General features: G+C 53.4%; 18 protein-coding genes and 1 tRNA gene. 10 read left to right on the top strand and 9 right to left on the bottom strand.

Going from position 1 to position 21,213, the window contains the following annotated elements; translation table 11 throughout:
* Positions 1-210 precede the first annotated feature (210 nt).
* The 3 genes from AC2FNR_RS17400 to AC2FNR_RS17390 are packed head-to-tail and all read left to right on the top strand — an operon-like array spanning position 211 to position 2,624.
* The gene (locus AC2FNR_RS17400; RefSeq protein ID WP_496850370.1) at positions 211-1,035 is read left to right on the top strand and encodes an ABC transporter substrate-binding protein; all 825 of its coding nucleotides are present in this window, start codon (positions 211-213) and stop codon (positions 1,033-1,035) included.
* Positions 1,036-1,896, top strand: coding sequence for an amino acid ABC transporter permease (locus AC2FNR_RS17395; RefSeq protein WP_170355771.1), 861 nt, complete (start codon positions 1,036-1,038; stop codon positions 1,894-1,896).
* Positions 1,893-2,624 carry an amino acid ABC transporter ATP-binding protein gene (locus tag AC2FNR_RS17390; protein WP_496850368.1) on the top strand — a complete coding sequence of 244 codons (732 nt, stop codon included), beginning with the start codon at positions 1,893-1,895 and terminating at the stop codon, positions 2,622-2,624. The genes AC2FNR_RS17395 and AC2FNR_RS17390 overlap by 4 nt, the downstream gene beginning before the upstream one ends.
* A gap of 126 nt (positions 2,625-2,750) precedes the next feature.
* Here the strand turns inward: AC2FNR_RS17390 and AC2FNR_RS17385 are convergent, their stop codons facing one another.
* The 6 genes from AC2FNR_RS17385 to AC2FNR_RS17360 form a co-directional block, all read right to left on the bottom strand.
* Positions 2,751-3,146, bottom strand: a complete 396-nt coding sequence (locus AC2FNR_RS17385) for a hypothetical protein (protein ID WP_496850366.1) — start codon at positions 3,144-3,146, stop codon at positions 2,751-2,753.
* Positions 3,147-3,789: 643 nt separating this feature from the next.
* Complete coding sequence (locus tag AC2FNR_RS17380; protein WP_496850364.1) at positions 3,790-4,443, bottom strand: endonuclease; 654 nt, start codon at positions 4,441-4,443, stop codon at positions 3,790-3,792.
* Between the two features lie 262 nt (positions 4,444-4,705).
* Entirely contained in the window at positions 4,706-5,674 is a 969-nt protein-coding gene (locus AC2FNR_RS17375; protein ID WP_496850363.1) for an SMP-30/gluconolactonase/LRE family protein, read from the bottom strand.
* Positions 5,675-5,737: 63 nt separating this feature from the next.
* The gene (locus AC2FNR_RS17370) at positions 5,738-6,694 is read right to left on the bottom strand and encodes a glutaminase (RefSeq protein WP_496850361.1); all 957 of its coding nucleotides are present in this window, start codon (positions 6,692-6,694) and stop codon (positions 5,738-5,740) included.
* Positions 6,669-7,349 carry an alanine:cation symporter family protein gene (locus AC2FNR_RS17365; RefSeq protein ID WP_496850372.1) on the bottom strand — a complete coding sequence of 227 codons (681 nt, stop codon included), beginning with the start codon at positions 7,347-7,349 and terminating at the stop codon, positions 6,669-6,671. Before AC2FNR_RS17365 ends, AC2FNR_RS17370 begins: the two co-directional genes overlap by 26 nt.
* Before the next feature lie 6 nt (positions 7,350-7,355).
* Positions 7,356-7,431, bottom strand: a tRNA-Thr gene (locus tag AC2FNR_RS17360).
* Positions 7,432-7,595: 164 nt separating this feature from the next.
* Between AC2FNR_RS17360 and AC2FNR_RS17355 the strand changes: the two genes are divergently transcribed.
* Genes AC2FNR_RS17355 through arsB form a run of 4 tightly spaced genes read left to right on the top strand, consistent with a single transcriptional unit; the run spans position 7,596 to position 11,705 of the window.
* Positions 7,596-8,429, top strand: coding sequence for an arsenate reductase/protein-tyrosine-phosphatase family protein (locus tag AC2FNR_RS17355; RefSeq protein ID WP_170355706.1), 834 nt, complete (start codon positions 7,596-7,598; stop codon positions 8,427-8,429).
* Positions 8,426-9,424 (top strand): ArsJ-associated glyceraldehyde-3-phosphate dehydrogenase, encoded by a 999-nt coding sequence (locus tag AC2FNR_RS17350; protein WP_496850359.1) that lies wholly within the window; start codon positions 8,426-8,428, stop codon positions 9,422-9,424. Before AC2FNR_RS17355 ends, AC2FNR_RS17350 begins: the two co-directional genes overlap by 4 nt.
* A complete protein-coding gene (gene arsJ / locus AC2FNR_RS17345; protein ID WP_496850357.1) occupies positions 9,421-10,686 on the top strand; it encodes an organoarsenical effux MFS transporter ArsJ in 1,266 nt (421 codons plus the stop codon). The genes AC2FNR_RS17350 and arsJ overlap by 4 nt, the downstream gene beginning before the upstream one ends.
* Positions 10,683-11,705, top strand: a complete 1,023-nt coding sequence (arsB, locus tag AC2FNR_RS17340) for an ACR3 family arsenite efflux transporter (RefSeq protein ID WP_496850355.1) — start codon at positions 10,683-10,685, stop codon at positions 11,703-11,705. The genes arsJ and arsB overlap by 4 nt, the downstream gene beginning before the upstream one ends.
* Positions 11,706-11,707: 2 nt before the next feature.
* On the opposite strand, the gene glf is transcribed toward arsB, so the two are convergent.
* The 3 genes from glf to AC2FNR_RS17325 are packed head-to-tail and all read right to left on the bottom strand — an operon-like array spanning position 11,708 to position 14,553.
* Positions 11,708-12,865, bottom strand: coding sequence for a UDP-galactopyranose mutase (gene glf, locus AC2FNR_RS17335; protein WP_480869016.1), 1,158 nt, complete (start codon positions 12,863-12,865; stop codon positions 11,708-11,710).
* Complete coding sequence (locus AC2FNR_RS17330; RefSeq protein ID WP_496850352.1) at positions 12,866-13,756, bottom strand: hypothetical protein; 891 nt, start codon at positions 13,754-13,756, stop codon at positions 12,866-12,868. It lies immediately after the preceding gene.
* Positions 13,753-14,553 (bottom strand): glycosyltransferase family 25 protein, encoded by an 801-nt coding sequence (locus AC2FNR_RS17325; RefSeq protein WP_496850351.1) that lies wholly within the window; start codon positions 14,551-14,553, stop codon positions 13,753-13,755. The genes AC2FNR_RS17330 and AC2FNR_RS17325 overlap by 4 nt, the downstream gene beginning before the upstream one ends.
* 435 nt (positions 14,554-14,988) lie before the next feature.
* Between AC2FNR_RS17325 and AC2FNR_RS17320 the strand changes: the two genes are divergently transcribed.
* The 3 genes from AC2FNR_RS17320 to AC2FNR_RS17310 all read left to right on the top strand — a co-directional run bounded on the left by AC2FNR_RS17320 (position 14,989) and on the right by AC2FNR_RS17310 (position 20,891).
* A complete protein-coding gene (locus AC2FNR_RS17320) occupies positions 14,989-16,782 on the top strand; it encodes an ABC transporter ATP-binding protein (RefSeq protein WP_496850349.1) in 1,794 nt (597 codons plus the stop codon).
* 143 nt (positions 16,783-16,925) lie between these two features.
* Positions 16,926-18,050 (top strand): FkbM family methyltransferase, encoded by a 1,125-nt coding sequence (locus AC2FNR_RS17315; RefSeq protein WP_496850347.1) that lies wholly within the window; start codon positions 16,926-16,928, stop codon positions 18,048-18,050.
* A 147-nt stretch (positions 18,051-18,197) separates the two neighbouring features.
* Positions 18,198-20,891, top strand: a complete 2,694-nt coding sequence (locus AC2FNR_RS17310; RefSeq protein ID WP_496850345.1) for a glycosyltransferase family 2 protein — start codon at positions 18,198-18,200, stop codon at positions 20,889-20,891.
* Positions 20,892-21,213: the final 322 nt, after the last annotated feature.

The following is a 21,213-nucleotide window of genomic DNA, read 5'->3' as shown; positions in this document are numbered from 1 at the left end:
CAGATCAAGCGAACGCGACCGCAATATCAACGCGTCTCAAAAGCCGACTTCTTCAACACAATCAGCCCAAAGCAGTCGGGAGATCTCTGTTACTTTGGCGTCGATAAGCGGTCATGGCTTTTTGGATGGCTATCCAACTTGTCCTCACACTAGACAAATCTCTTCACCCGTAGGAACCTGTCGCCAATCAGAAAACAGGGAGACGCTTTGATGAAACTGCTTTCCGGCACAGCTCTGGCCTTGATTGTCTCTGCGACGATGGCACACGCCGCGGGCCACGGGGCCTGCGCGGCGGACAAGACCCTTGTAGAAGGAACTCTGACCATCGCCACAGGCAACCCAGCCTACTATCCGTGGGTAATGGACGACGCGCCCGAAAACGGCGAGGGGTTCGAAGCTGCGGTAGCCTATGCCATCGCTGATAAAATGGGATTCAGTTCGGATAATGTCACTTGGGTACGCACGAGCTTTGATGAAGCGATACAACCTGGAGCAAAGAACTTTGACTTTAACATCCAGCAGTACTCTATTACCCCCGAACGGGAGGAAATGGTTGATTTCAGTCTGCCATACTACAGCTCTGCCATGGCGGTGTTGACAACCCAAAATGTGGTCGATGCTGGGGCCGAAGCGACGCTGGATAGTCTCAAGGGATTGAATTGGGGGGCCGTGGCCACCACCACTGCGCTTCCAATTCTCAACGATGTGATTCAGCCAGCAAGTGACCCGTTACTTTATAACGACAATGCTGACGTGAATGCTGCAATCATGGCCGGTCAGATCGACGCTGCTCTTTATGATTTACCCACTGCACTCTATCTGTCGGCAGTGGTTGTAGAAGGCGGTGTGCTGCTGGGCCAATTCCCGCCGGAGCAATCAGATAGCCCCGACCAATTCGGCCTTCTGATGGAAGAGGGCAACCCGCTTAAGGAGTGTGTCGACGCTGCTATCTCGGAACTGACCGAAAGCGGTGAACTTGCCGCGATCGAGACCCAGTGGCTGGCAGAGGCCACAGGTGTTCCGGTCATTAAATAAATGGACGAAACATCGGTGCAGAACAGACCGGCCAGGCGGTCTGCCGCAGCGCCAACGCGCCGCGAGGTCTATGAAGCCGGAGTGCGTCGACGCTCGAACCGCATCGCGCTGATCTCTACCATTAGCGTGGTGCTGGCCATTGTCGTTCTAGTTCCGCTCTCACCCGGTTGGGATGCTGTGCAGCGTGCCTTCTTCAATGGCCGTGTCTTTGTAGCGACGTTTCCTGGGCTGCTTGATGCATTTCTGTTGAACGTGATGATTTTTGCGTGGTCGGCCCCGCTCATCGCAATCACCGGCCTCGCTATCGCACTCTGCAGGGACACCCGTGCACCCGCGCTTTTTCCACTTCGCCTGTTTGGGATTGCCTACACAGACATCTTTCGTGGCCTGCCGGTGGTTCTTGTCATCTACATCATCGGGTTCGGGGTGCCCGGGCTGGGCCTGCCAAGGCCTTGGAACAGCCCCTATATCTGGGGGACCTTGGCGCTGGTATTGGTCTACTCAGCCTATGTCGCTGAGGTTATTCGCTCTGGCATCGATTCGATCCACCAGTCGCAGCGTTCCGCCGCCGTCTCATTGGGTCTGAGCGATCAAGACACAATGCGATTTGTTGTGTTGCCGCAAGCCATTCGAAACGTGGTGCCCGCCAATATGAACTTGTTCATCGCCTTGCAGAAGGATGTGGCACTTTTGTCTTTCATCGGTCCGGTAGAGATTTTCCGTCAGGCCGGAGTCTACAAGTCACTTTACGCGAACTTTACGCCTTATGTAGGTGCGGCACTCATCTTCCTGGCGCTGACCGTTCCCGCGACGCGATACGCGGATTACTTGATGAACAAGCAGAACCGGGCACGCAGATGAAGCCGAAGTTGTCGTTACGGGGTATCCGCAAGCGGTTCGATGATCACGAAGTTTGCAAGGGCATTGATCTTGATGTGGCCGAGGGCGAGATGGTGTGTCTGATCGGCGCTTCGGGCTCGGGCAAGTCCACCCTTTTGCGCTGCATGAATCTGCTGGAACCTATCGATGATGGGACGATCTGGCTGGATGGGAGGGACATATCCGAGCCGGGCTTAAACCCACAGCCAGTGCGCCAAGAGATCGGCATTGTCTTCCAAAGCTACAACCTCTTTCCCCACATGACTGCGGCAGAGAACGTCATGCTCGCCCCGCGCCGCGTGCGAGGCCTGAGCTGGGAGGATTTGCGCCCCCGGGTAGCACAGCTTTTCTCACGCTTTGGGCTCAGCGATCGGATGGAGCACTATCCCGACCAACTGTCAGGTGGGCAACAGCAACGCGTGGCGATCATCCGAGCGCTGGCAATGGACCCTCAGATCATGCTCTTTGACGAGATCACAAGCGCACTTGATCCTGAACTAGTGGGCGAGGTTCTCGACGTATTACGTGATCTGCGGCAGCAGGGTATGACGATGGTGCTTGCCACGCATGAGATGGGCTTTGCCCGGGAACTGGCAGATAAGGTGTGTTTTCTTGATGCTGGCCGAATCTTGGAGCAGGGGCCACCCGAGGAGCTCTTCGCCTCACCGCAAGAAGCGCGCACCAAGGCATTCCTTGCGCGCGTACTCTGACGTTTCTTTTAGTTCCTGAATATATGGCAAAACTATCTGCAGGAACTTTCTTCCTTGCTGTGGCAGTTTCAGCCACCAACGGTGCGGCAGCCACAGCGGTGGAGTGTAGCAACGCCGGAGGGTTGGTCAACAAATCCACCAATATGTGTCTATGAGAGCGGTAGAAATTCTGAAGGCGATTGCACCAAGAGAAACAAATGCGAGGCGGACCGAGTTGTTCGGGTTGCCTGCACCAAATAAGTTTGAGGTGTTGCTCCAGCGAATCCAAGAAATCTTGAAAAAATTCATTCGTGCATTGTAGGCAGCACAGATGTTCGCCTTGAGCAAGTGTTGCAACTTCAAAAAATTGGCTTCGGGCAAATACTGATGGCAGCTAAGTCCGCATAGCGGTCGTTGGGTCGCCGCAGAGCAAACATCCGCTAAGGCGCGAAATGCTGGGCGCGCGTAACCGCCGTTACATACCACGCGTCGCGCAATTTCGCCGCTTTGGTCCGCGGCATTGCAGTTATCTAAGGTCAACATTGAAACAGCCTGGAAAAAATTTCTTTAACATATTGTTTTTAAAAATTATCCCAATAGCTTTTAATCAGTGGGTCGCAGGTTCGAATCCTGCACGGCTCACCACTTCAACCGATTGATCGGAAAAGAGAAACCTCAGTATCTCGTGCTGTGGTTTGCGTCTCTTTCGGGGTAAAATGCTGTTTAGGCTACTCTTAGGCTACCGATTGAACTCGAAATGCTGATTTCTGCGGTTCAGTACGCTGTCCTGTGGAACTTTACCCAACGCTCGGGCTGGAATCCAAAATAGACCAAATTGCGATGGTTTGAATCATGTGACCTTGGCGCAGCATTTGATCGCGTCGGAACACCCGTGTTGAAACTCTATTTGTGATTTGAGCCTATTCTGAAATTGATCCGGCCCCAGGGTACCCATCGGGCAAGCTTTGATGCTTTGTGCGCGACACACATATTAAGTCGCGATCTATTTTTCACGGTAACAATTTGTCCCGAATATCGGTCATAAGGATCAATTCTGATAGTCTCGGATTAATACGGGGTCGAGATTCTGGGCAGGAACAAGCTTATAGTGCTTTTCGTCAACTACCTTGATTTCGCCCTCCTGCAGCGTCAGTTCGAACAATGCGACAATCTGGTCATCCATGAATTATGCTGCGATTGCTCTGCACCGCATACCCTGGAACTTTTCCTCTACAAAACGGATGTCTTGTGTCGTCTGCACAATCCCAATCTGGTCTTTTCCACCTTTGGCTTGAACCGGTATGACGTAGTGACAGCCTCGCTTGTCGATACCCACATAAAGCTCATCAATTTCGATTTGGCCTATTCCTTTAACCGTAGTTCTCAGGTGGTTTTGAAGGCTGTAGGTCGTAAGGCTCAAAAAAGTGTCGATCAAACGGTTATAGCGGACAATGGCAAGAAGTGCCTGCTCATCGTCTAGTGCGTATGCCCGGATAATCTCAGGTGTAGCGTCAGGTATAGCGATCCTAATTAGATCATCGCGCGGAAGTATTCGATTAATCTTGACCAGTGAGAATCGGTACTGGGACCTCCCTGCTAGTTCGATCACCCACTCCATACCGTCCGGCTGAGTAGCAAGCACGCGTGGAGGAAGTTCAGTTCTGAATCGGAACGAATAAATTACGTCGCCTAGATTGTCAGGCAGTACGATTTCGAGCGATTTCGCTGCGTCTTTGATTTCTTGGCGGGTGAATTCAAGCGCCGTAAGCCCTTCGTCATAGTGATCGAAGAATATTTTTTCGATCAATGCCTGGTATCGGTTCCTCACTCTCTTAGCCATGTGAGACTTGCTCTGCTAAGCGTTCGCGCTCGATTTCTGTCTGCTTGCGTTTCTTTGCCCCGCTCTTTCTGTCACGGCGACTGGGCGGCGCATCGACACCAAAGTGTTTCGCCGCCGTGGTAAGATCAAAAGCCAAAAGAGTTTCACGGCTAATGACGGCTAAGAGCCCAAAGTTGTCGCTTAAAAAGGGAGCCAGGAGATTTGAGAGCCCATTGGGTAAACCGCTATTTCTGATCGCGCAGAAGCACTTCTGAGAGTAGTGTCATCCTCCCGACATGCCAGCTACGTTGACATAAAGGGCGTACACAGAATGGCTTGCTGCCATGAAAAGTCGGCTGTTGGCACGGCCTCCAAAGCAGAGATTGGCACATCGTTCAGGCAAAGCGATGCGACCTATAGGAGTTCCATCAGGGGCAAAGACCATCACTCCGTCCAGTTCGGCATCACCCATGCCCCAACCGCACCAGAGATTACCGTCCACATCCACGCGGAACCCGTCAGGCGTGCCAGAACCTGCATCGATTAGCACACGCTTGTTCTGGATCGAGGCACAATCCGCGTTCACGTCATAAGCCAGTATCTTTCGAGACGGTTCACCACGCGATTCAACAATGTAAAGCACGGTCTCATCGGGGCTGAAGGCCAAGCCGTTTGGCCCTAGAATGTCATCGGCTACGACTTTCAGTTTTCCGGTGTCGGGGTCCACTCGGTATACGTTCTGGCCTAACTCTGGTTCGGCGCGATGACCCTCATAGTTGCCCGAGATGCCAAACGGTGGATCGGTGAACCAGACACTGCCGTCGGATTTGACGATCACATCGTTGGGCGAGTTGAGTCGCTTTCCGTCAAAGCTCTCGGCTAGCACAGTGATTGAGCCATCATATTCTGTACGCGTAACCCGTCGTCCACCGTGCTCGCACGTTATCAGACGACCTTGCCTGTCCCGGGTCTGACCATTGGCGAAATTCGACGGCTGGCGAAACGCCGATGACTGTCCGGTAACCTCGTCCCAGCGCATGATCCGGTTATTCGGAATATCACTCCATAGCAGATAGCGCCCGTCACCGAACCACACTGGCCCTTCACACCAGCGACAACCAGTTGCCAATCGTTCGACGCCGGCCAACGGCAGCTTGTATTTATCAAACCGAGGATCGAGTGTCACAACGGAGGGATCTGGATACCGTTGGGATGGTTGCCAGCTATTTTCGAAGTCATTTTTGTCCGTCATAGATCATCCTCAGTGTGGCGCCTGCTCAAGCTATGTGACTGGTCTTGAATTGAACAGGGCAGGCTATGCACTCGGTCCAAAGATCGACCAGCCTGTCGCACGAACTAACTCCTGAAATGCGATAGTCGCCAAATGGGAGTTGCCTTTTTGATCTAGCCCGGGGCTCCAGGCGACTACAGATGCGATACCAGGTACAATGCACAAGATTCCGCCACCAACACCGCTTTTCGCTGGAAGGCCAACACGGAAGGCGAACTCACCCGAGGCATCATAAGAACCACACATCATCAGTGCGGTTACTCTTCTGGCTCGCTGTGCCGATAATACTGTGGCACCGGTGGCCGGATTTTGACCCGCTGCGGCGAGAAAGCGGCCCGCCAATGCTAGCTGTTCACATGACATTGCGATGCTACATTGGCGAAAGTACAGAGACAAAGCATCCTCTACCGGCGCGTTTAGATTTCCTTCCGCCTGCATAAAATGCGCAAGAGCGCGGTTTCTGGACCCAGTTCGCATCTCAGACTCTGCAACTGACGCATCGACCTCGATCGAGTTGTCCTCCGAAAGCTCTTGGCACAATCCCAAAAGGTCGTTGACTGCTTCATCAGAAGAACGGTCTTCGAGCAGAACATCTGCCACTATGATCGCACCCGGGTTGATAAACGGGTTCCTTGGGATTCCGCGTTCGTGTTCAAGCTGAACGATTGAATTGAATGGATCGCCGGAAGGTTCCCGACCGACTCTTTGCCACAAAGTGGCACCAACCTGTTGAAGCGCCAATGTGAGCGAGAACACTTTTGAAATGCTCTGAATCGAGAATAGCGTGCTCGCGTCTCCAGCGGAAATTAACGGGCCGTTGATTGGTGCAATGGCAATACCGAATTGGTTCAGATCAACTGTGGCGAGTTCTGGAATGTATTGCGCCACTTTCCCCCTTTCGGACATGCCGGCAATGCGATCTGCGATATCGTCCAAGACTTCCTGAAGCCGTTCGCTATCGGTGGTTTTGAGTATCGGCATGGATCTCCTCCGTCCAGACAGTGTGATCTACGCCCTTACTAAACTCGGGAAATTTGCTTGCGACAAAGCGAGGTTCGAGGTTCTGTCGGCGTTGCGAAAAATAGTCCACCGTTAATTTGTATACGGTGCCAGACAGGAGCACTATTGCCACCAAATTGATGGTTGCCATTATTCCCATGGCGGCATCCGCGAAATTGAACACTGTGGCAACAGCTTGCACAGCGCCCCAAACAACCATTGCAAGGCAGCCCAAACGCAAGATGTAAATCGGCAGCTTCCCTTCCAATTTTAAGAACGTCATCGCGTTTTCGGCATATGAGTAGTTGCCAAGTATGGATGTGAAGCCAAAAAAGACGATAGCAATCGCGATAAAGTGGCGACCGATTTCGCCGAGATGGACCGCCGCCGCGTCTTGAGTCAGTCGCATACCCGTAGGACCATCAATTTCGATTGCGCCCGACAAAAGAATTAGCAATGCAGTTGCCGTCGCGACCAAAATTGTATCCACAAAACACCCGAATGCCTGAACGAAACCTTGGCTGGAAGGGTGGTGGGGCTCAGGTGTGGCAACCGCTGCAATGTTCGGTGCTGAGCCCATGCCCGCTTCGTTGGAGAAAAGTCCCCGTTTTATGCCGTTAAGGGCAGCAGCATATATACTTAGTGGTGCCTCAAGAGGGACTCGAACCCCCGACCTTGTCCTTACGAAGGACCTGCTCTACCAGCTGAGCTATTGAGGCAGCGGGGGACCGTTTAAACCGTCTCGCCCTGACGTTCAAGACTTGTTCGGCAAGGCTTTTAGCCGTGCTTACAGCGCCCAAAACCCCGGTCTGTTTTGTGAAATTTTTACGACACTGCTGATCGCCGGTTGCCGTTTTTCTATTACTTCGATATTTCATGAAATATGATAAACGAGACAACCGACAAACTGGCCACCCTGGGTCACCCGCAACGCTTGATGGTGTTTCGCATGCTCATGCGACGATATCCTGACACTGTTCCAGCGGGTGAGCTTGCATCCGAGCTGGATATCAAACCCAGCACCCTGTCGAATTACCTGAACGCGCTGCAACGCGCGGGGCTGGTGCGGCAGGAACGGTCAGGGACGTCGCTGCTCTATTCGATCGAGATGACGAATGTGCAGCACATGCTGGACTTCTTGCTGAACGATTGCTGCAGGGGCCGGCCCGATATCTGTATGCCGTTTTCACAAGGACCCGAGACTATGCCGGATCGCAAATACAACGTTTTGTTTTTATGCGTGGGCAATTCCGCCCGTTCGATCTTTGCCGAATCCATTCTGCGCACGTTGGGAGAGGATCGCTTCAACGTCTACTCGGCCGGAACGCAGCCCACATCGCAGCTCAACCCATTTGCCGTTCAGGTACTTAGCGACAAAGGGCACGACACCTCAGTGCTGCGGTCCAAGCATATGTCCGAATTTGCAGCCGATGGCGCGCCCGAGATGGATTTTGTCTTCACCGTCTGCAATCAGGCCGCCAATGAGGAGTGTCCCGCTTGGGAAGGCCAGCCAATCAGCGGTCATTGGGGCATGGTCGACCCGGTCAAAGCCACAGGCACGGACGCCGAGAAAAGCCTGGCCTTCCAGAACGCCTATGGCGCGCTGAAACGACGGATCGAGGCGTTTACGTCATTGCCGGTCGAAAGCCTGGACCGGATCGCTTTGCAAACCGCCGTCGATGATATCGGCAGAACCCCCGTTGAGGATATGAAATGACCACTTACGCGGTAAACGGCCTTGGCCGGATGGGCAAACTGGCCCTGAAACCTCTGATCGAGAAGGGCGCCAAGATCGCTTGGATCAATGATGGCGTCGGCGACCCCGAGATGCACGCGCACCTGCTGGAATTCGACACGGTCCATGGCCGCTGGGATGCGGAGTTTACCCATGATGCCGACAGCGTAACGATCGATGGCACGCGCCTGCCGTTCGTTGGCACCAAAGACCTGTCCGACCTGCCTCTGGACGGCGTGGATGTGGTTATCGACTGCACTGGCGTGTTCAAGACCGAGGCTAAGCTGGCACCGTATTTCGAGGCGGGGGTGAAGAAGGTTGTCGTCTCGGCCCCGGTCAAGGACGGCCCCACGGCCAATATCGTGATGGGCGTGAATGAAGGCACTTATGACCCCGCGGCCCATCACATCGTGACCGCGGCGTCTTGCACCACCAATTGTCTGGCCCCGGTGGTTAAGGTCATTCATGAGAATCTGGGTATCCGTCATGGCTCGATGACCACGATCCACGATGTGACCAACACGCAAACCATCGTGGACCGCCCCGCCAAAGACCTGCGGCGTGCGCGGTCGGCATTGAACTCGCTGATCCCGACCACGACTGGCTCGGCCACGGCGATCACGCTGATTTACCCCGAATTGAAAGGCCGCCTGAACGGCCACGCGGTGCGGGTGCCCCTGCTGAACGCCTCGCTGACCGATTGCGTGTTCGAGGTGGAACGTGAAACCACCGTCGAAGAGGTCAACGCCTTCTTCAAAGCCGCCGCCGAGGGTGAGCTGAAAGGTATTCTGGGCTATGAGACCCGGCCATTGGTTTCGACGGATTACACCAATGACGAACGATCTTCGATTGTCGATGCGCCTTCGACCATGGTGGTGAACGGGACGCAGTTAAAGATCTATGCGTGGTATGACAACGAAATGGGCTATGCGCACCGTCTGGTGGATGTGGCGCTGATGGTGGGGAACGCGCTGTGAGCGACCGGCCCGAGGGACTGTCGGCCTATATCGCGGTCACGGCGGCCTATTGGGCCTTTATGCTGACCGACGGAGCCCTGCGGATGTTGGTGCTGTTGCACTTTCATACCATAGGGTTCTCGCCGGTTCAGTTGGCTTATCTGTTTGTTCTGTATGAAGTCGCCGGGATGGTGACCAATCTGTCAGCGGGTTGGATCGCTGCGCGGTTCGGGCTGACCTCGACGCTTTATGCCGGTCTGGGGATACAGATTGCAGCATTGCTGACAATGACGTTTCTGGACCCGCATTGGAGCGTCGCCACCTCGGTCGCCTTCGTGATGGCTGTACAGGGTGCCAGCGGCGTGGCCAAGGATCTGGCCAAAATGTCTTCGAAATCCGCCGTCAAACTACTGGCCCCCACGACAGGCGGAGGGTTGTTTCGCTGGGTTGCTATTCTCACCGGATCCAAAAACGCGGTCAAAGGGGTGGGCTTTTTGCTTGGCGCGATCATGCTGGTCACAATGGGCTTTATGACAGCGATCTTTGTCATGGCCGCTGTTCTGGCCGTGATCCTGTTCGCCGTCATTCGCTTTATGCCGCCCGGCCTACCCAAAGGACGCAAAGGAGCCAAGTTCTCCGAGGTCTTCTCAAAATCGCCCAACGTGAACTGGCTATCGGCGGCGCGGGTTTTTCTGTTTGGCGCACGCGATGTGTGGTTTGTGGTCGGCATACCGATATACTTTTACGCCGTCCTGTCGGATGGCACGGAAGAAGGCAACCGCGCGGCCTTTTTCATGATCGGTACGTTCATGGCCGTCTGGGTCATACTGTACGGCGCGGTCCAAGCCAGCGCGCCGAAAATCCTGCGGGCTGCGGACCGTACCGAGGGCGACTTGATAAAAGCCGCCCGCACCTGGGCTGCTGTCCTGTTCTGTATTCCTGCGACGCTGACGGTAGCGGTACTGATCTCGGACGGACCGCAAACATGGCTGACCGCGACACTGGTTTTGGGTCTTTTGGTTTTCGGAGCGATCTTTGCAGTGAACTCGTCCCTGCATTCCTACTTGATTCTGGCCTTCACCAAATCCGAGCGGGTCACCATGGACGTCGGCTTTTATTATATGGCCAATGCCACAGGACGCCTTGTCGGTACCGTTCTATCCGGCCTTACCTACCAAGTCGGAGGCTTACCTTTGGTCCTGGGCACAGCCGCGGCAATGGTCGCGCTTGCCGCGTTGACATCGGGCAAGCTGACCGACCAAACCCACGAGGCACATGCATGAGCGTTTTTGAAAGATACCTGACCATCTGGGTTGCGCTGGCGATGATCGGCGGCGTCTTGATCGGACTCGCCGCGCCCGGGTTGGTGAGCCTGGTCGCCTCGGCCGAGGTGGCAAGCGTCAATCTGGTCGTCGCGGTGCTGATTTGGGCCATGGTCTACCCAATGATGGTCGGAGTCGACTTCGGAGCCGTAGCCGGCGTTGCCCGCCAACCCAAGGGACTGATCGTGACCCTCGTGGTGAACTGGTTGATCAAACCCTTCACCATGGCCGTGTTGGCTGTACTGTTTTTTGACTACGTTTTCGCCCCGTGGATACGCCCCGAGGACGCCGCACAATACACCGCCGGTCTGATCCTGTTGGGTGCAGCGCCCTGTACGGCGATGGTGTTTGTCTGGTCGCAACTGACCAAAGGGGACGCGACCTATACGCTGGTGCAGGTCTCGGTCAACGACCTGATCATGGTGGTGGCGTTTGCCCCTATTGTGGCGTTTCTGTTGGGGGTCACTGATATCGCGGTTCCCTGGCAAACACTGGTTCTGGCGACGGTGCTCTATGTTGTTTTGCCCTTGATCGCAGGGTTGATCACACGACGCAAACTAGGCTCTAAACAAGCGATTGAGGCGTTCTCGGCCCGCGTTAAGCCGTGGTCCATCCTGGGGTTGATTGCCACAGTCGTCATCCTGTTCGGCCTGCAAGGACAGACGATCCTGGCCAAGCCGCTTGTGATTGTCCTGATTGCAGTACCGATCCTGATCCAGAGCTATGGCATATTCGCCCTGGCCTATGGCGCAGCTTACGCGCTGAAGGTTCCGCATCGTATAGCCGCCCCGTGCGCCATGATCGGCACATCCAATTTCTTCGAACTGGCAGTCGCCGTCGCCATCAGCCTGTTTGGCCTGAATTCAGGGGCGGCGCTTGCGACCGTTGTTGGCGTTTTGGTCGAGGTCCCAGTGATGCTGTCGCTTGTTGCCTTCGCGAACAGAACCCGCTCCCGGTTCCCCGAACCTACACCGTCCTGAACTCAGAGAACCGTCACAAAGAACGGCTTTAGTTTCTCTCCTGCCGCAATCGCGGACAACGCCGATTTGGCTGTATCCAGAGACTCGCGGATAGTGACGTCCATATCCAGATAGCGATAGGTGCCGAGGCGACCGACAAACGTGACATTTTCCGCCTTGTTGGCCAGCTCGACATAATCACCCAGCAGCGCCTTTTCCTTGACCTGACGGATAGGATAATAGGGAATGTCGTCCGGTTCGGCCGCACGCGAGAATTCACGGTAACACACGGAACCGTCATGCGTTTCCCACGGCGCGAAATGCTTGTGCTCGGTAATACGGGTATATGGGACCTCTTCCTCGCCGTAGTTCATGACAGCACACCCCTGGTAGTCGCCATCATAAGTGAAGCGTTCGAAATCCAGCGTGCGATACCCCAGCCGGCCCAGCTCATAGTCGAAATACCCGTCCAGCGGCCCCGAATAGAAAACGTGGTCAAAGTCATCGCCCATACTGCGGTCGAATGTCGTGCCCAGCTTCACAGTGATCGAGGGATGATCCAGAATACCCGCAATCATATCGGTGTATCCGTTTTCCGGCATGCCCTGGAACTTGTGGAAAAAGTAGTTGTCGTCGTAGTTGAAGCGAACAGGCAAGCGTTTCAGGATCGAGGCGGGCAGTTCGGACGGGTGACAGCCCCACTGCTTGATGGTGTAGCCCTTGAAGAACGCCTCATAGAGGTCCTGGCCAACAAACCGCATCGCCTGTTCTTCAAAGCTCTGAGGGTCGGTGATCGAAGTGTCCGCCTGTTCTTCGGTAATGAACTTATGTGCTTCGTCCGGGCGCATCGTCTTGCCAAAGAACTGGTTGATCGTATGCAGGTTCACCGGCAGCGAAAACACCTGACCCTTCGAGGTCGTCTTGACCCGGTTCTTGTAGGGCAGGAAATTGGCGTAGCTGTTGACGTAGTTCCACACTTCTTCGTCGTCAGTGTGAAAGATGTGCGGGCCGTAGACGTGTACCATCACGCCTGTATCCGCATCGCGCTCGGTGTGGCAGTTGCCCCCTATGTGGTCGCGACTGTCGATGATTGTGATTTCATGCCCTTGTTCGGCAAGTTCACGTCCAATCACCGCGCCAGAAAGCCCGGCCCCTACCATCAGAAATCGACCTTTGTTCATCTATTTACCTTCGTGCTTCGGTGAAATCGTGCTCATGTCGAGCGGCTTGATCAACTGTCGCCTAGCGATTTTGAGTATGCCTGACCGTGCCTCGGCCTTGCTGCGAAAGGCGTTCAACACGGACATCCAGCCACGGCACATCCACCAACCCAACTTCAACCGCCCCGAGATGGGTTGTCCGCCCTGCAAGATACCCGCAAACACGATCGGAACCGTACGTCGTGACAAATCGAACATCTCTTTCAGAACGGCCTCTTCTTCTTCTGAACTGAGATTACCAGAAGCCGCCATAGCCGCCTTCAGGTTTTTCCCGACGGGGCGGGTGTGATGCATTGCGATCTCGTCCAGAATGGCTGTCCTGAATGCACCGGCCTCGGCCCAACGACACCAGATATAGTCCAGCCCGTAGCCGCTCATGGTGCTCTGAAACAGGGGCAGAGCCTTCTGCAGCACATCGCGGTGCATACAAGGGGCCATAATCTCGATGTAGTTTGTGTATCTCAGAACAAAGCCCGGGCACTGGCTGAATACGAAATGCGAAAAATAGCTTTCTGAACTCAACGATGGCTGAGCAATGCGAAGACCATAATGCCGCATCGACGCGAACATGGCATTGACGTCCTGCGCACTGATGTCCAGATCGTCATCAGGCAACCAGAAATAGTCGTAACCCTCAAGGTTCCGGTCAATAAGTGTTTGGTGCAAACCGTCCCACTTGCCGCCTTTCAGCAAGATAGCTTCAACCCCGTCCTCTGCGACAAAGCTGTGATAAGCTTCGTCGGAAAAGAAACTGACGATCAGGTCATAGTCGCGATCTTCATAGGGGATTTCGCACCAACGGTGGTGCAATGACTTGCTGCCCGCGCGGACAACGACGAGGCTTTTCTTCATACGTGGCTTCGGACCTTATTCCCGGCGCGCAACAATGGGCCTAACCCTTCGATTCTGTCAGGATTCAAAGGGTGGCTTAGCCTGCCGTGAGTATATTTGGCCTGATAAACGAGGTTGCGCGCGAACCTGAGCAGAGGCGATCCCGGTTTCATTTCTTTACGGCAATGGTCGATCGAACTACCGAGTGCTTCGCGCTCAGAGATCATCGGAGCGGCCAGCGTAAGTATCGGTACCCGGTGTTCCCAGTAGAACTTCAGATCGATATCAACAGGCCGGGCAATTGGAGCATCAATTTCAAGCAGCTGCGCCGCGGCTCTGCGACCGATGATATACCCCGTTGTTCGAGGTGGCAGGCGATCTGATAGGACCAGATCTTGGTCCGCAAATTCCTTAAGGACTTGCACGTTCTTCCCCGGAACTCCGTCCAGTTTTATCATCACGCTTTCGAAGCACTCAGAACAATCGTGCATCGCATCCAGAAACGATCTAGGATCTTTCACAAATGTCGCGTCATCTTCGAGCACCAGCCAAACAGGGTCACCAGAATCTACCAGTTTTTGCCAGATCTGACGGTGGCCCAGCGTGCAGGCAACTTCGTTCAAGCTGAGCGGGCGCTTGAATTTTGTACGATTTTCATTCGTGTCGTAAATCTGATGCAGGTTTGGCGTATCGAGCTTATGTCCAGGGATAGCATCTGAAAACTCAAACGTGACACCAAACTTCGCAAGCTCCGCTTCGCAGAATCGTCTACGTTGAACATCTTTCGGCAAACTGAGAACAACAGCTCTTATAGACACGGTTCTTTTCCACTCAAATGCGCGGCTTTGTTAGTGGCCGCAAGCTGTAACAACAACTACTTAAAGTAGCAGATTCGGCAGAAGGATCGGAACAGCCAGCCTCTGGCAAATATCCGCCTACCACAACACTCTTTACGCGAATTGTGAGCAACGCGCCTCAATACCGGTTTGTACTTACTAACACATAACTGTATCACAATAATAACACTTTTAAACTGATCCCGATCAAAGCGTGTTCTATTTGCGCAACATCACGCCCAAATTGGGCGTTTTCCGCCATTCACTTGCCGATCAGCCAAACCATTACTATGTGGCGACGGCTTTCTCGACACACCTACCCTCTATCAAGTTGTCACGCCTCACAGTCCGCCCTTTTGACAGGACAGAATATAGGTTATCTGAGCGAGCGCATGGTTTTACGATCTGGAGAACGCAATGATTAAGCGTGCCTGGGACAATTGGCGAGCTGGCTATATGGGTCGCCTCATCAGCGAAAGCTTCTTCGCACAGGGCGGATTGTACGCTGTAGCTATAGTCGCGATGATCGCGGTCGCCGCTACGACTGCCGGGTCGGCCTACATGATGGAATACATCGTGGATGCCATGACGAATCCTGAAATGCGCAGCTGGGTGCATTTAATCGCATTGGGCGTCATCGCGCTATTTCTAACGAAAGCCGTTGCCTCCTATATCCAATCCATTTTCCTGGCCCGAGCCGGCAACAGGATCGTCGCCACTCAACAGGACCGCGTCTATCGCAAACTCCTTCGGCACGGAGTCTCTTTCTTTGCGGCAAATGAGTCTTCGGATTTGTTGATGCGCACGACTCACGGCGCTCAGGCGGCCAGGAAGCTGATCGACGTAATAGTTACCGGCTTTGTACGCGACGCACTTACTCTCGTCGGTTTGGTCATTGTTATGGTGTATCAACAACCCGTTCTGTCGATCATGTTCTTCGTTGTCGGCCCGGTGGCACTTTTTGGGGTGCGGTACCTTCTTAAAAGTGTTCGTGCGATCATGCAGGCGGAATTCAAATCGCTGGCCGAGATCATACGCGTCCTTCAGGAAACGTCCACCGGCATCAAGGTAATCAAGGTATTCGCTCTTGAGGACCGAATGATCGCGCGGATGGACACAGCAATTCGCAAAGTTGAGCAACGAGCCAACGATATCGCAAGGCTGCAGTCTATCGCCAGCCCACTGATGGAGTTCTTGGCCGGTCTTGCTGTCGCGGGTGTTCTGGTGGTCAGCACAATGGGGATTGCCGGCAGCGAAACGCCTACGGCAGGGCAGCTGATGTCATTCATTACGGCTTTGTTGATGGCATACGAACCCGCCAAACGCCTATCCAAGATGCGCGTCCAGATTGAAACTTGCATGGTGGGCGTCGGTCTGTTGTTCGGATTACTCGACCAAGAAGATACAATGAAGGAAAGCCCGAATGCTCATGACCTTTTGGATGGTCCTGGAGAGATTTCCTTGCGGAATGTAACCTTTGGCTACAGCGGTGCCATGCCGGTGATCGAAGATATGAACATCAATTTCGAGGCCAAAAAGACAACAGCATTGGTCGGGCAATCCGGGGGCGGTAAGTCAACAATTTTCGGCCTGATCATGCGGTTCTATGATCCCGAAGATGGCAGCATTGACATAGACGGCCAGGACTTGCGCCATGTCAGTTATGCTTCGCTGCGACGCAAGATTTCGTATGTAGGTCAGGATACGTTCCTATTTTCCACAACGGTAATGGAAAATCTGCGATGTTCGTCACCCGAGGCGACCGATGAAGAGGTGATTGCTGCAGCCAAAGCCGCACATGCACACGGGTTTATTACCGAATTGCCTGACGGGTATGATACGCAGGTTGGGGAAAACGGGACCTTCTTGTCCGGAGGTCAAAAGCAGCGTATCGCGATTGCTCGCGCAATACTGCGCAAAGCCGAGATTCTGCTTTTGGATGAAGCAACAAGCGCACTGGATGCAGAATCCGAGTCATTGGTTAAAGCCGCTTTGGATTCGCTGACCGAAGACGTGACCGTTATTGTGATCGCACACCGGCTCTCTACGATTCTTGAGGCGGACAAAATCATGGTTATTCAGGATGGAGCGGTGATCGAACAAGGAAATCTTGAACAGTTGATGGAAAAGAACGGCAGCTTCCGCAGCCTATTCGATCAACAATTCAAAACGCACGAAACAGAAAAACAAAAAAGCGAAGTCGAATCTTGAAAAACACGAGCTTCCACACGAGAGAAGGCTTTTGACGGTGCCCGCAAATATCCAGTGGACCGACGGACTGTGCTGCAATACCCCCAATACCAAACGCTGTGTGGCGGATACATAGAAGAACATTTCGAATTCAGGATTCTGGCATGAATAACGCTTTTACAGGTTGGAGAGAACTGTGGCTGGCAAGTGGAGAAATCCGACTCAACACCACTTTCTCGCTTTCCATGAAGAACGACGGTACACTCATTACTTTTCAGCGAAAAAACGAAACTGCCGCCGCTACGATAAAGGTTGATAACGACAAGCTTTCTGTTTCGCAGCAACAAGACGGCGGGAACTGGGTGAAATTGATCAATTCCATCAAGTTTAAAGGCAAAGACAGTACTACGATCCAATTGCAACGCACCCCAGAGGGCCTCAAGCTATCGGGTGACGATATCACCGATTCAGTTGAGATTCCTGTCGATTTGTCCAAGGTTGGTAAAGTCTGCGGATCCGGAGAAATTTGGAATTTCAGTTTCGAAGAAGCCACGTCAAAGCTGGTCACAACAGCTTTGCAGCGTGTCGTTCGCGAAGTCGCTGAATTTCCCGAAAGCCATCTCACACAGCGTCAGGATGATCTGATCTACGATTTTGGGATGCATTCGGGAAGCGATACTGAATTCTATCTTGCTAAGGGGTTTCGTGTGGTCGCAATCGAAGCCAACCCCCAGATCGCCGAACGCAACGCAACCCGGTTTGCAGAGGAAATCAACGACGGGCGCCTCGTCTTGTTAAACTTGGGCGTTGCTGAAGAAAACGGATTGTTGCTTTTTCACGTGTCGTTGGTGAACTCGGAACAGAGTTCATTCGACAAAGACGTGGCCTTGCGGTTGGGGCCAGTCGAATCATGTGAGATCAAAACGGTGAATCCAGCACATATCTGGCCAAGTTTCGGTGTGCCCTATTACGCCAAGATCGACATCGAAGGATTCGACGGCACTGTGATCGACTCGATCGGCGACCTGGTTGAAAAACCAACATATGTCAGCTTTGAATCCAGATTTGACGACTGGCCAGATCGCGTAGCGACATTGTCCCGAGCTGGCTATAGCAGCTTTAAGGTGGTCGATCAGATGAGAGTCTCCGGCAGCTCCGCGCTTGAGCCCGCGCGCGAGGGCAAGACTGTGAAGTACACATTTCTTGGCCCGTCGAGCGGACCATTCGGAGAGGAAACTCCTGGCAAATGGGTTTCTAAAAAAGTATTCAGCGTGAAATCGACAATCTAAGAGCCCAGAATCCAGAAAACACCGGTTGGATAGATATTCATGCCAAAATAGGAATGTATACTCGGATTAAATCTCGCCTCCGTGGATTGCTGCCATAGTATTCCCGTATTCCACAAACAGAATCCAGCTTACAAGAAAAGTGTCCACATGGAATTCTCGATCACTGACTGCTCGGACAAGAAAATCAGCGGAATTAGTGCCGCTGACCGAAACCAATTCAAAATAGACGTTCTCAACCACAAGTCCGGTCCGAGCCCCGAACTTAGTGTCATTATTCCCTCGTATAACTGTGCGGCCACTTTGCCAGAAACGCTGCGTTCAGTTTTTGCTGCCGCAGGAAAACTGACAATCGAAGTGATTGTCGTCAATGACGGCAGCTCAGATGAAACCGCAGATATCGCAGGCGCAATACTTTCCGAATGCAACACAAGTTGGATGGTTCTGAGTCGCCCAAACGGAGGCCTGTCCGCCGCTAGAAACACAGGCCGCGAAGTAGCGACTGCACCCTACATCGCCTATCTTGACGGCGACGATCTGATGGCCCCCAGAGCCTACGAACGAATGGTTCGCTATGCGGAAAAATTTGATTGTGCTCAGGTCTTTTCCCGTTCGGTTGTGTTTTCCGACACAACTTTGGCTGTTCGTCCCTTTTACGACAGCGAAATCTGGGACAGCATTCTGGGCGGTCTGCAGCATAGACAGTTTTGCCCGCTGATTGAACCAAGAGTATTCCGCACAGAACCAAAGACATGCGCGCGGATCTGGAAACGTGCGTATGTCGAGGAACATGATCTTAGTTTCCCAGAAGGACGTCTGTTCGAAGACGTTGGTATCCACTCGGTAGCACTGGCAATTGGCGGGCGCGTGGGGATCATCAACGAAATCGGGCTGCTTTATCGCGAAGGACGCTCAGGGGCGATTACGCAAAGCAAAAGCGAAGGGCGGCTTGACGTCCTGAGCAACGTCTCGGACGCTCTGGATCATCCTGCGATCCAAGACCTGAACGATGAGTGCGGTCGCAACCTGCTTGCCGGTTACATGCACATCATAAATTGGTGTCGGCAGTCTATAGCGGTTCAACTGCGCCACAAGTTTTTGGCTGCCCAACCCAGCCTTCACAGGAAGTTTCCCAAGAAATGGGTCCGGAAACTGGCGTCGTCCGACAAGGAAACTGCACGGTTGATCGCAAAAGGGCTTATTGGGGGCGGATCGATAAAGTCCGCGCTTGATGGCCTACCCCTTGCTTGGAAGATTTCGCGTCCTCTAAGCCTGCGCCGGAAACGTTATGGCCTACCATGGACGCAGTACCGAACGGTTGGTTTCAACGCGCCTGAACTTGCCACCGACGCATTTTCAAAACACGCGTTTTGGGATTGGGGCATAGGCTGGGCGACAACACCTGTTGACGGTACAGCGGTTTTCGTCGACGCCGACGGAACAGATGGTGCCCTTCGTTTCGCCAAAGACCGGCCAAAGTCTCGCGTCATACTCGTTTGTCGCAATGAACAACGGCGAGATGCACTTGCCGCCAAGGCCCGGACCGCGAATGTGGCGAACTTGATCATATTCGACGACGTGGCATCTGCAGCGCCTGAGTTGGGCAGGTCGAAAAGGATTAATTTTCTGCATGTCAGATCGCTGGACGATCTTTCTTTTTTGGAGACGTTCAATACGTCAAGCGGCACCTCGTTACCCGCACCCGAATATGTCTGCGGGACATTTAATGACTTGGACATTGACCCTGTCGATTTGCACCGGGCAATGCAGTCATTCAGCTCTGCATTTTGCATGAGCGGTCAAAGCGGCTTGCTGGTCTCGGGTAGGTCAAGGCCGCCTGAAATGCCAGAAGTCAGTGTCGTCGTTCCAGTCTATAACGTCGAAGAGTATCTTGACGAATGTGTTGAATCGTTAAGTAATCAAACGCTGCAGAACCGTGAGATTTTGCTGGTAAATGACGGGGCTACCGACAGGTCCCCTGAGATTTGTAATGCTTGGGCAAAGCGCGACCCGACCGTCAGGGTAATCAACAAGGAAAATGGCGGCTGTGCATCTTCCCGGATGCAGGGCATGGTCGAGGCAAAGGGTGAATACGTCACTTTTGTCGACTCGGACGACTGGATGGAGCAAAGCGCTCTGGACGATTTGTATCGCCTGACCGTTTTATCAAACGCTGATGTTGTTGAAGGTGATTGGCGCTTTGCTTATCCCAACAACCGTTTCGAACACGAACTTCCATTGGAATCCAACAGCCGCTGGCCCGGCCCGGGTGGCATTGACTATCGAAGTAGTGCCAACGGTATTCTTGGTCGCCCAACAATATGGCGGCGGCTCTACAAGAAAGCGTTTCTGGACGCGCATCAGATCGAATTTGAGGTAAAGGCCCGACGATTTGACGATCTGCCGTTTCAGTTTCACGCGCTAAGCGAAATAGTTAACGTACCATATGTCCCAAAGGTAATTCTAAATTACCGACAGGAACGCGAAGGCCAGGACGTTGCGATCAGTGATGACCGCCTTTTCATCCACTTCCCTTTGTTGGAAACTGTTCGCAACATAGCCCTGAACTCCGCAGAGCGCGGGACTTACGCTAGCTACCTGCGTGTTCAGCTAAACACTCATCTTTGGGGTTTGGAGAAAATCGACCCTGAGTATATCGACGAGTATCGCCAATGGGCAGCTCTTGATTTGTTTGGCCCGCACCAGATTTGGTCGAACCTCAAACTGCTCTTTTGGTTCCGGCGCAAGCGCAAAGACGCCAAGGGCGATATCCGTAAGCTCTACTGGGCGTACCTAACCGGCAAAGCAGCAAAAACCTTGCCCGGGTACGGCGACGTGAGATAAATTTCCAAAGGGCTCAACACCCGTTGTTCTACGGCAACCTATCGCAAGGCTTGCATATTATCTGCCCGAGATGACCCTATCCGGCAGAGCCTGCTCACTATTCAAAAAAGGTGCCGCGTTTTCCCACTTGAGTTGGGCTTTCGTGGCCTCTGCGACACGACATTGGGGTGGAATAAACCAAACCGGCAAGAATTGATTTGATCACCAGCAGACTTTGTATCAGAGGGAGATTAACGCCTTGAAAATGACAACTTTCTCGCCGTGGCTCTGCTTGGTTCCGGGTTTCTTTCTCATCTCCACTCCTTGGTGGTTACGATGAGCC

This window comes from Ruegeria sp. SATB045 (assembly GCF_059613525.1).
The sequence above is the reverse complement of the archived record's forward strand: the minus strand, read 5'-3'. Positions and strand labels throughout refer to the sequence as shown.

Excerpts from the sequence above, each read along its gene's own strand:
- AC2FNR_RS17400 (WP_496850370.1), top strand. The coding sequence starts at position 211 with ATGAAACTGCTTTCCGGCACAGCTCTGGCCTTGATTGTCTCTGCGACG.
- AC2FNR_RS17395 (WP_170355771.1), top strand. The coding sequence starts at position 1,036 with ATGGACGAAACATCGGTGCAGAACAGACCGGCCAGGCGGTCTGCCGCA.
- AC2FNR_RS17390 (WP_496850368.1), top strand. The coding sequence starts at position 1,893 with ATGAAGCCGAAGTTGTCGTTACGGGGTATCCGCAAGCGGTTCGATGAT.
- AC2FNR_RS17385 (WP_496850366.1), bottom strand. The coding sequence starts at position 3,146 with ATGTTGACCTTAGATAACTGCAATGCCGCGGACCAAAGCGGCGAAATT.
- AC2FNR_RS17380 (WP_496850364.1), bottom strand. The coding sequence starts at position 4,443 with ATGGCTAAGAGAGTGAGGAACCGATACCAGGCATTGATCGAAAAAATA.
- AC2FNR_RS17375 (WP_496850363.1), bottom strand. The coding sequence starts at position 5,674 with ATGACGGACAAAAATGACTTCGAAAATAGCTGGCAACCATCCCAACGG.
- AC2FNR_RS17370 (WP_496850361.1), bottom strand. The coding sequence starts at position 6,694 with ATGCCGATACTCAAAACCACCGATAGCGAACGGCTTCAGGAAGTCTTG.
- AC2FNR_RS17355 (WP_170355706.1), top strand. The coding sequence starts at position 7,596 with ATGATAAACGAGACAACCGACAAACTGGCCACCCTGGGTCACCCGCAA.
- AC2FNR_RS17350 (WP_496850359.1), top strand. The coding sequence starts at position 8,426 with ATGACCACTTACGCGGTAAACGGCCTTGGCCGGATGGGCAAACTGGCC.
- arsB (WP_496850355.1), top strand. The coding sequence starts at position 10,683 with ATGAGCGTTTTTGAAAGATACCTGACCATCTGGGTTGCGCTGGCGATG.
- glf (WP_480869016.1), bottom strand. The coding sequence starts at position 12,865 with ATGAACAAAGGTCGATTTCTGATGGTAGGGGCCGGGCTTTCTGGCGCG.
- AC2FNR_RS17330 (WP_496850352.1), bottom strand. The coding sequence starts at position 13,756 with ATGAAGAAAAGCCTCGTCGTTGTCCGCGCGGGCAGCAAGTCATTGCAC.
- AC2FNR_RS17320 (WP_496850349.1), top strand. The coding sequence starts at position 14,989 with ATGATTAAGCGTGCCTGGGACAATTGGCGAGCTGGCTATATGGGTCGC.
- AC2FNR_RS17315 (WP_496850347.1), top strand. The coding sequence starts at position 16,926 with ATGAATAACGCTTTTACAGGTTGGAGAGAACTGTGGCTGGCAAGTGGA.
- AC2FNR_RS17310 (WP_496850345.1), top strand. The coding sequence starts at position 18,198 with ATGGAATTCTCGATCACTGACTGCTCGGACAAGAAAATCAGCGGAATT.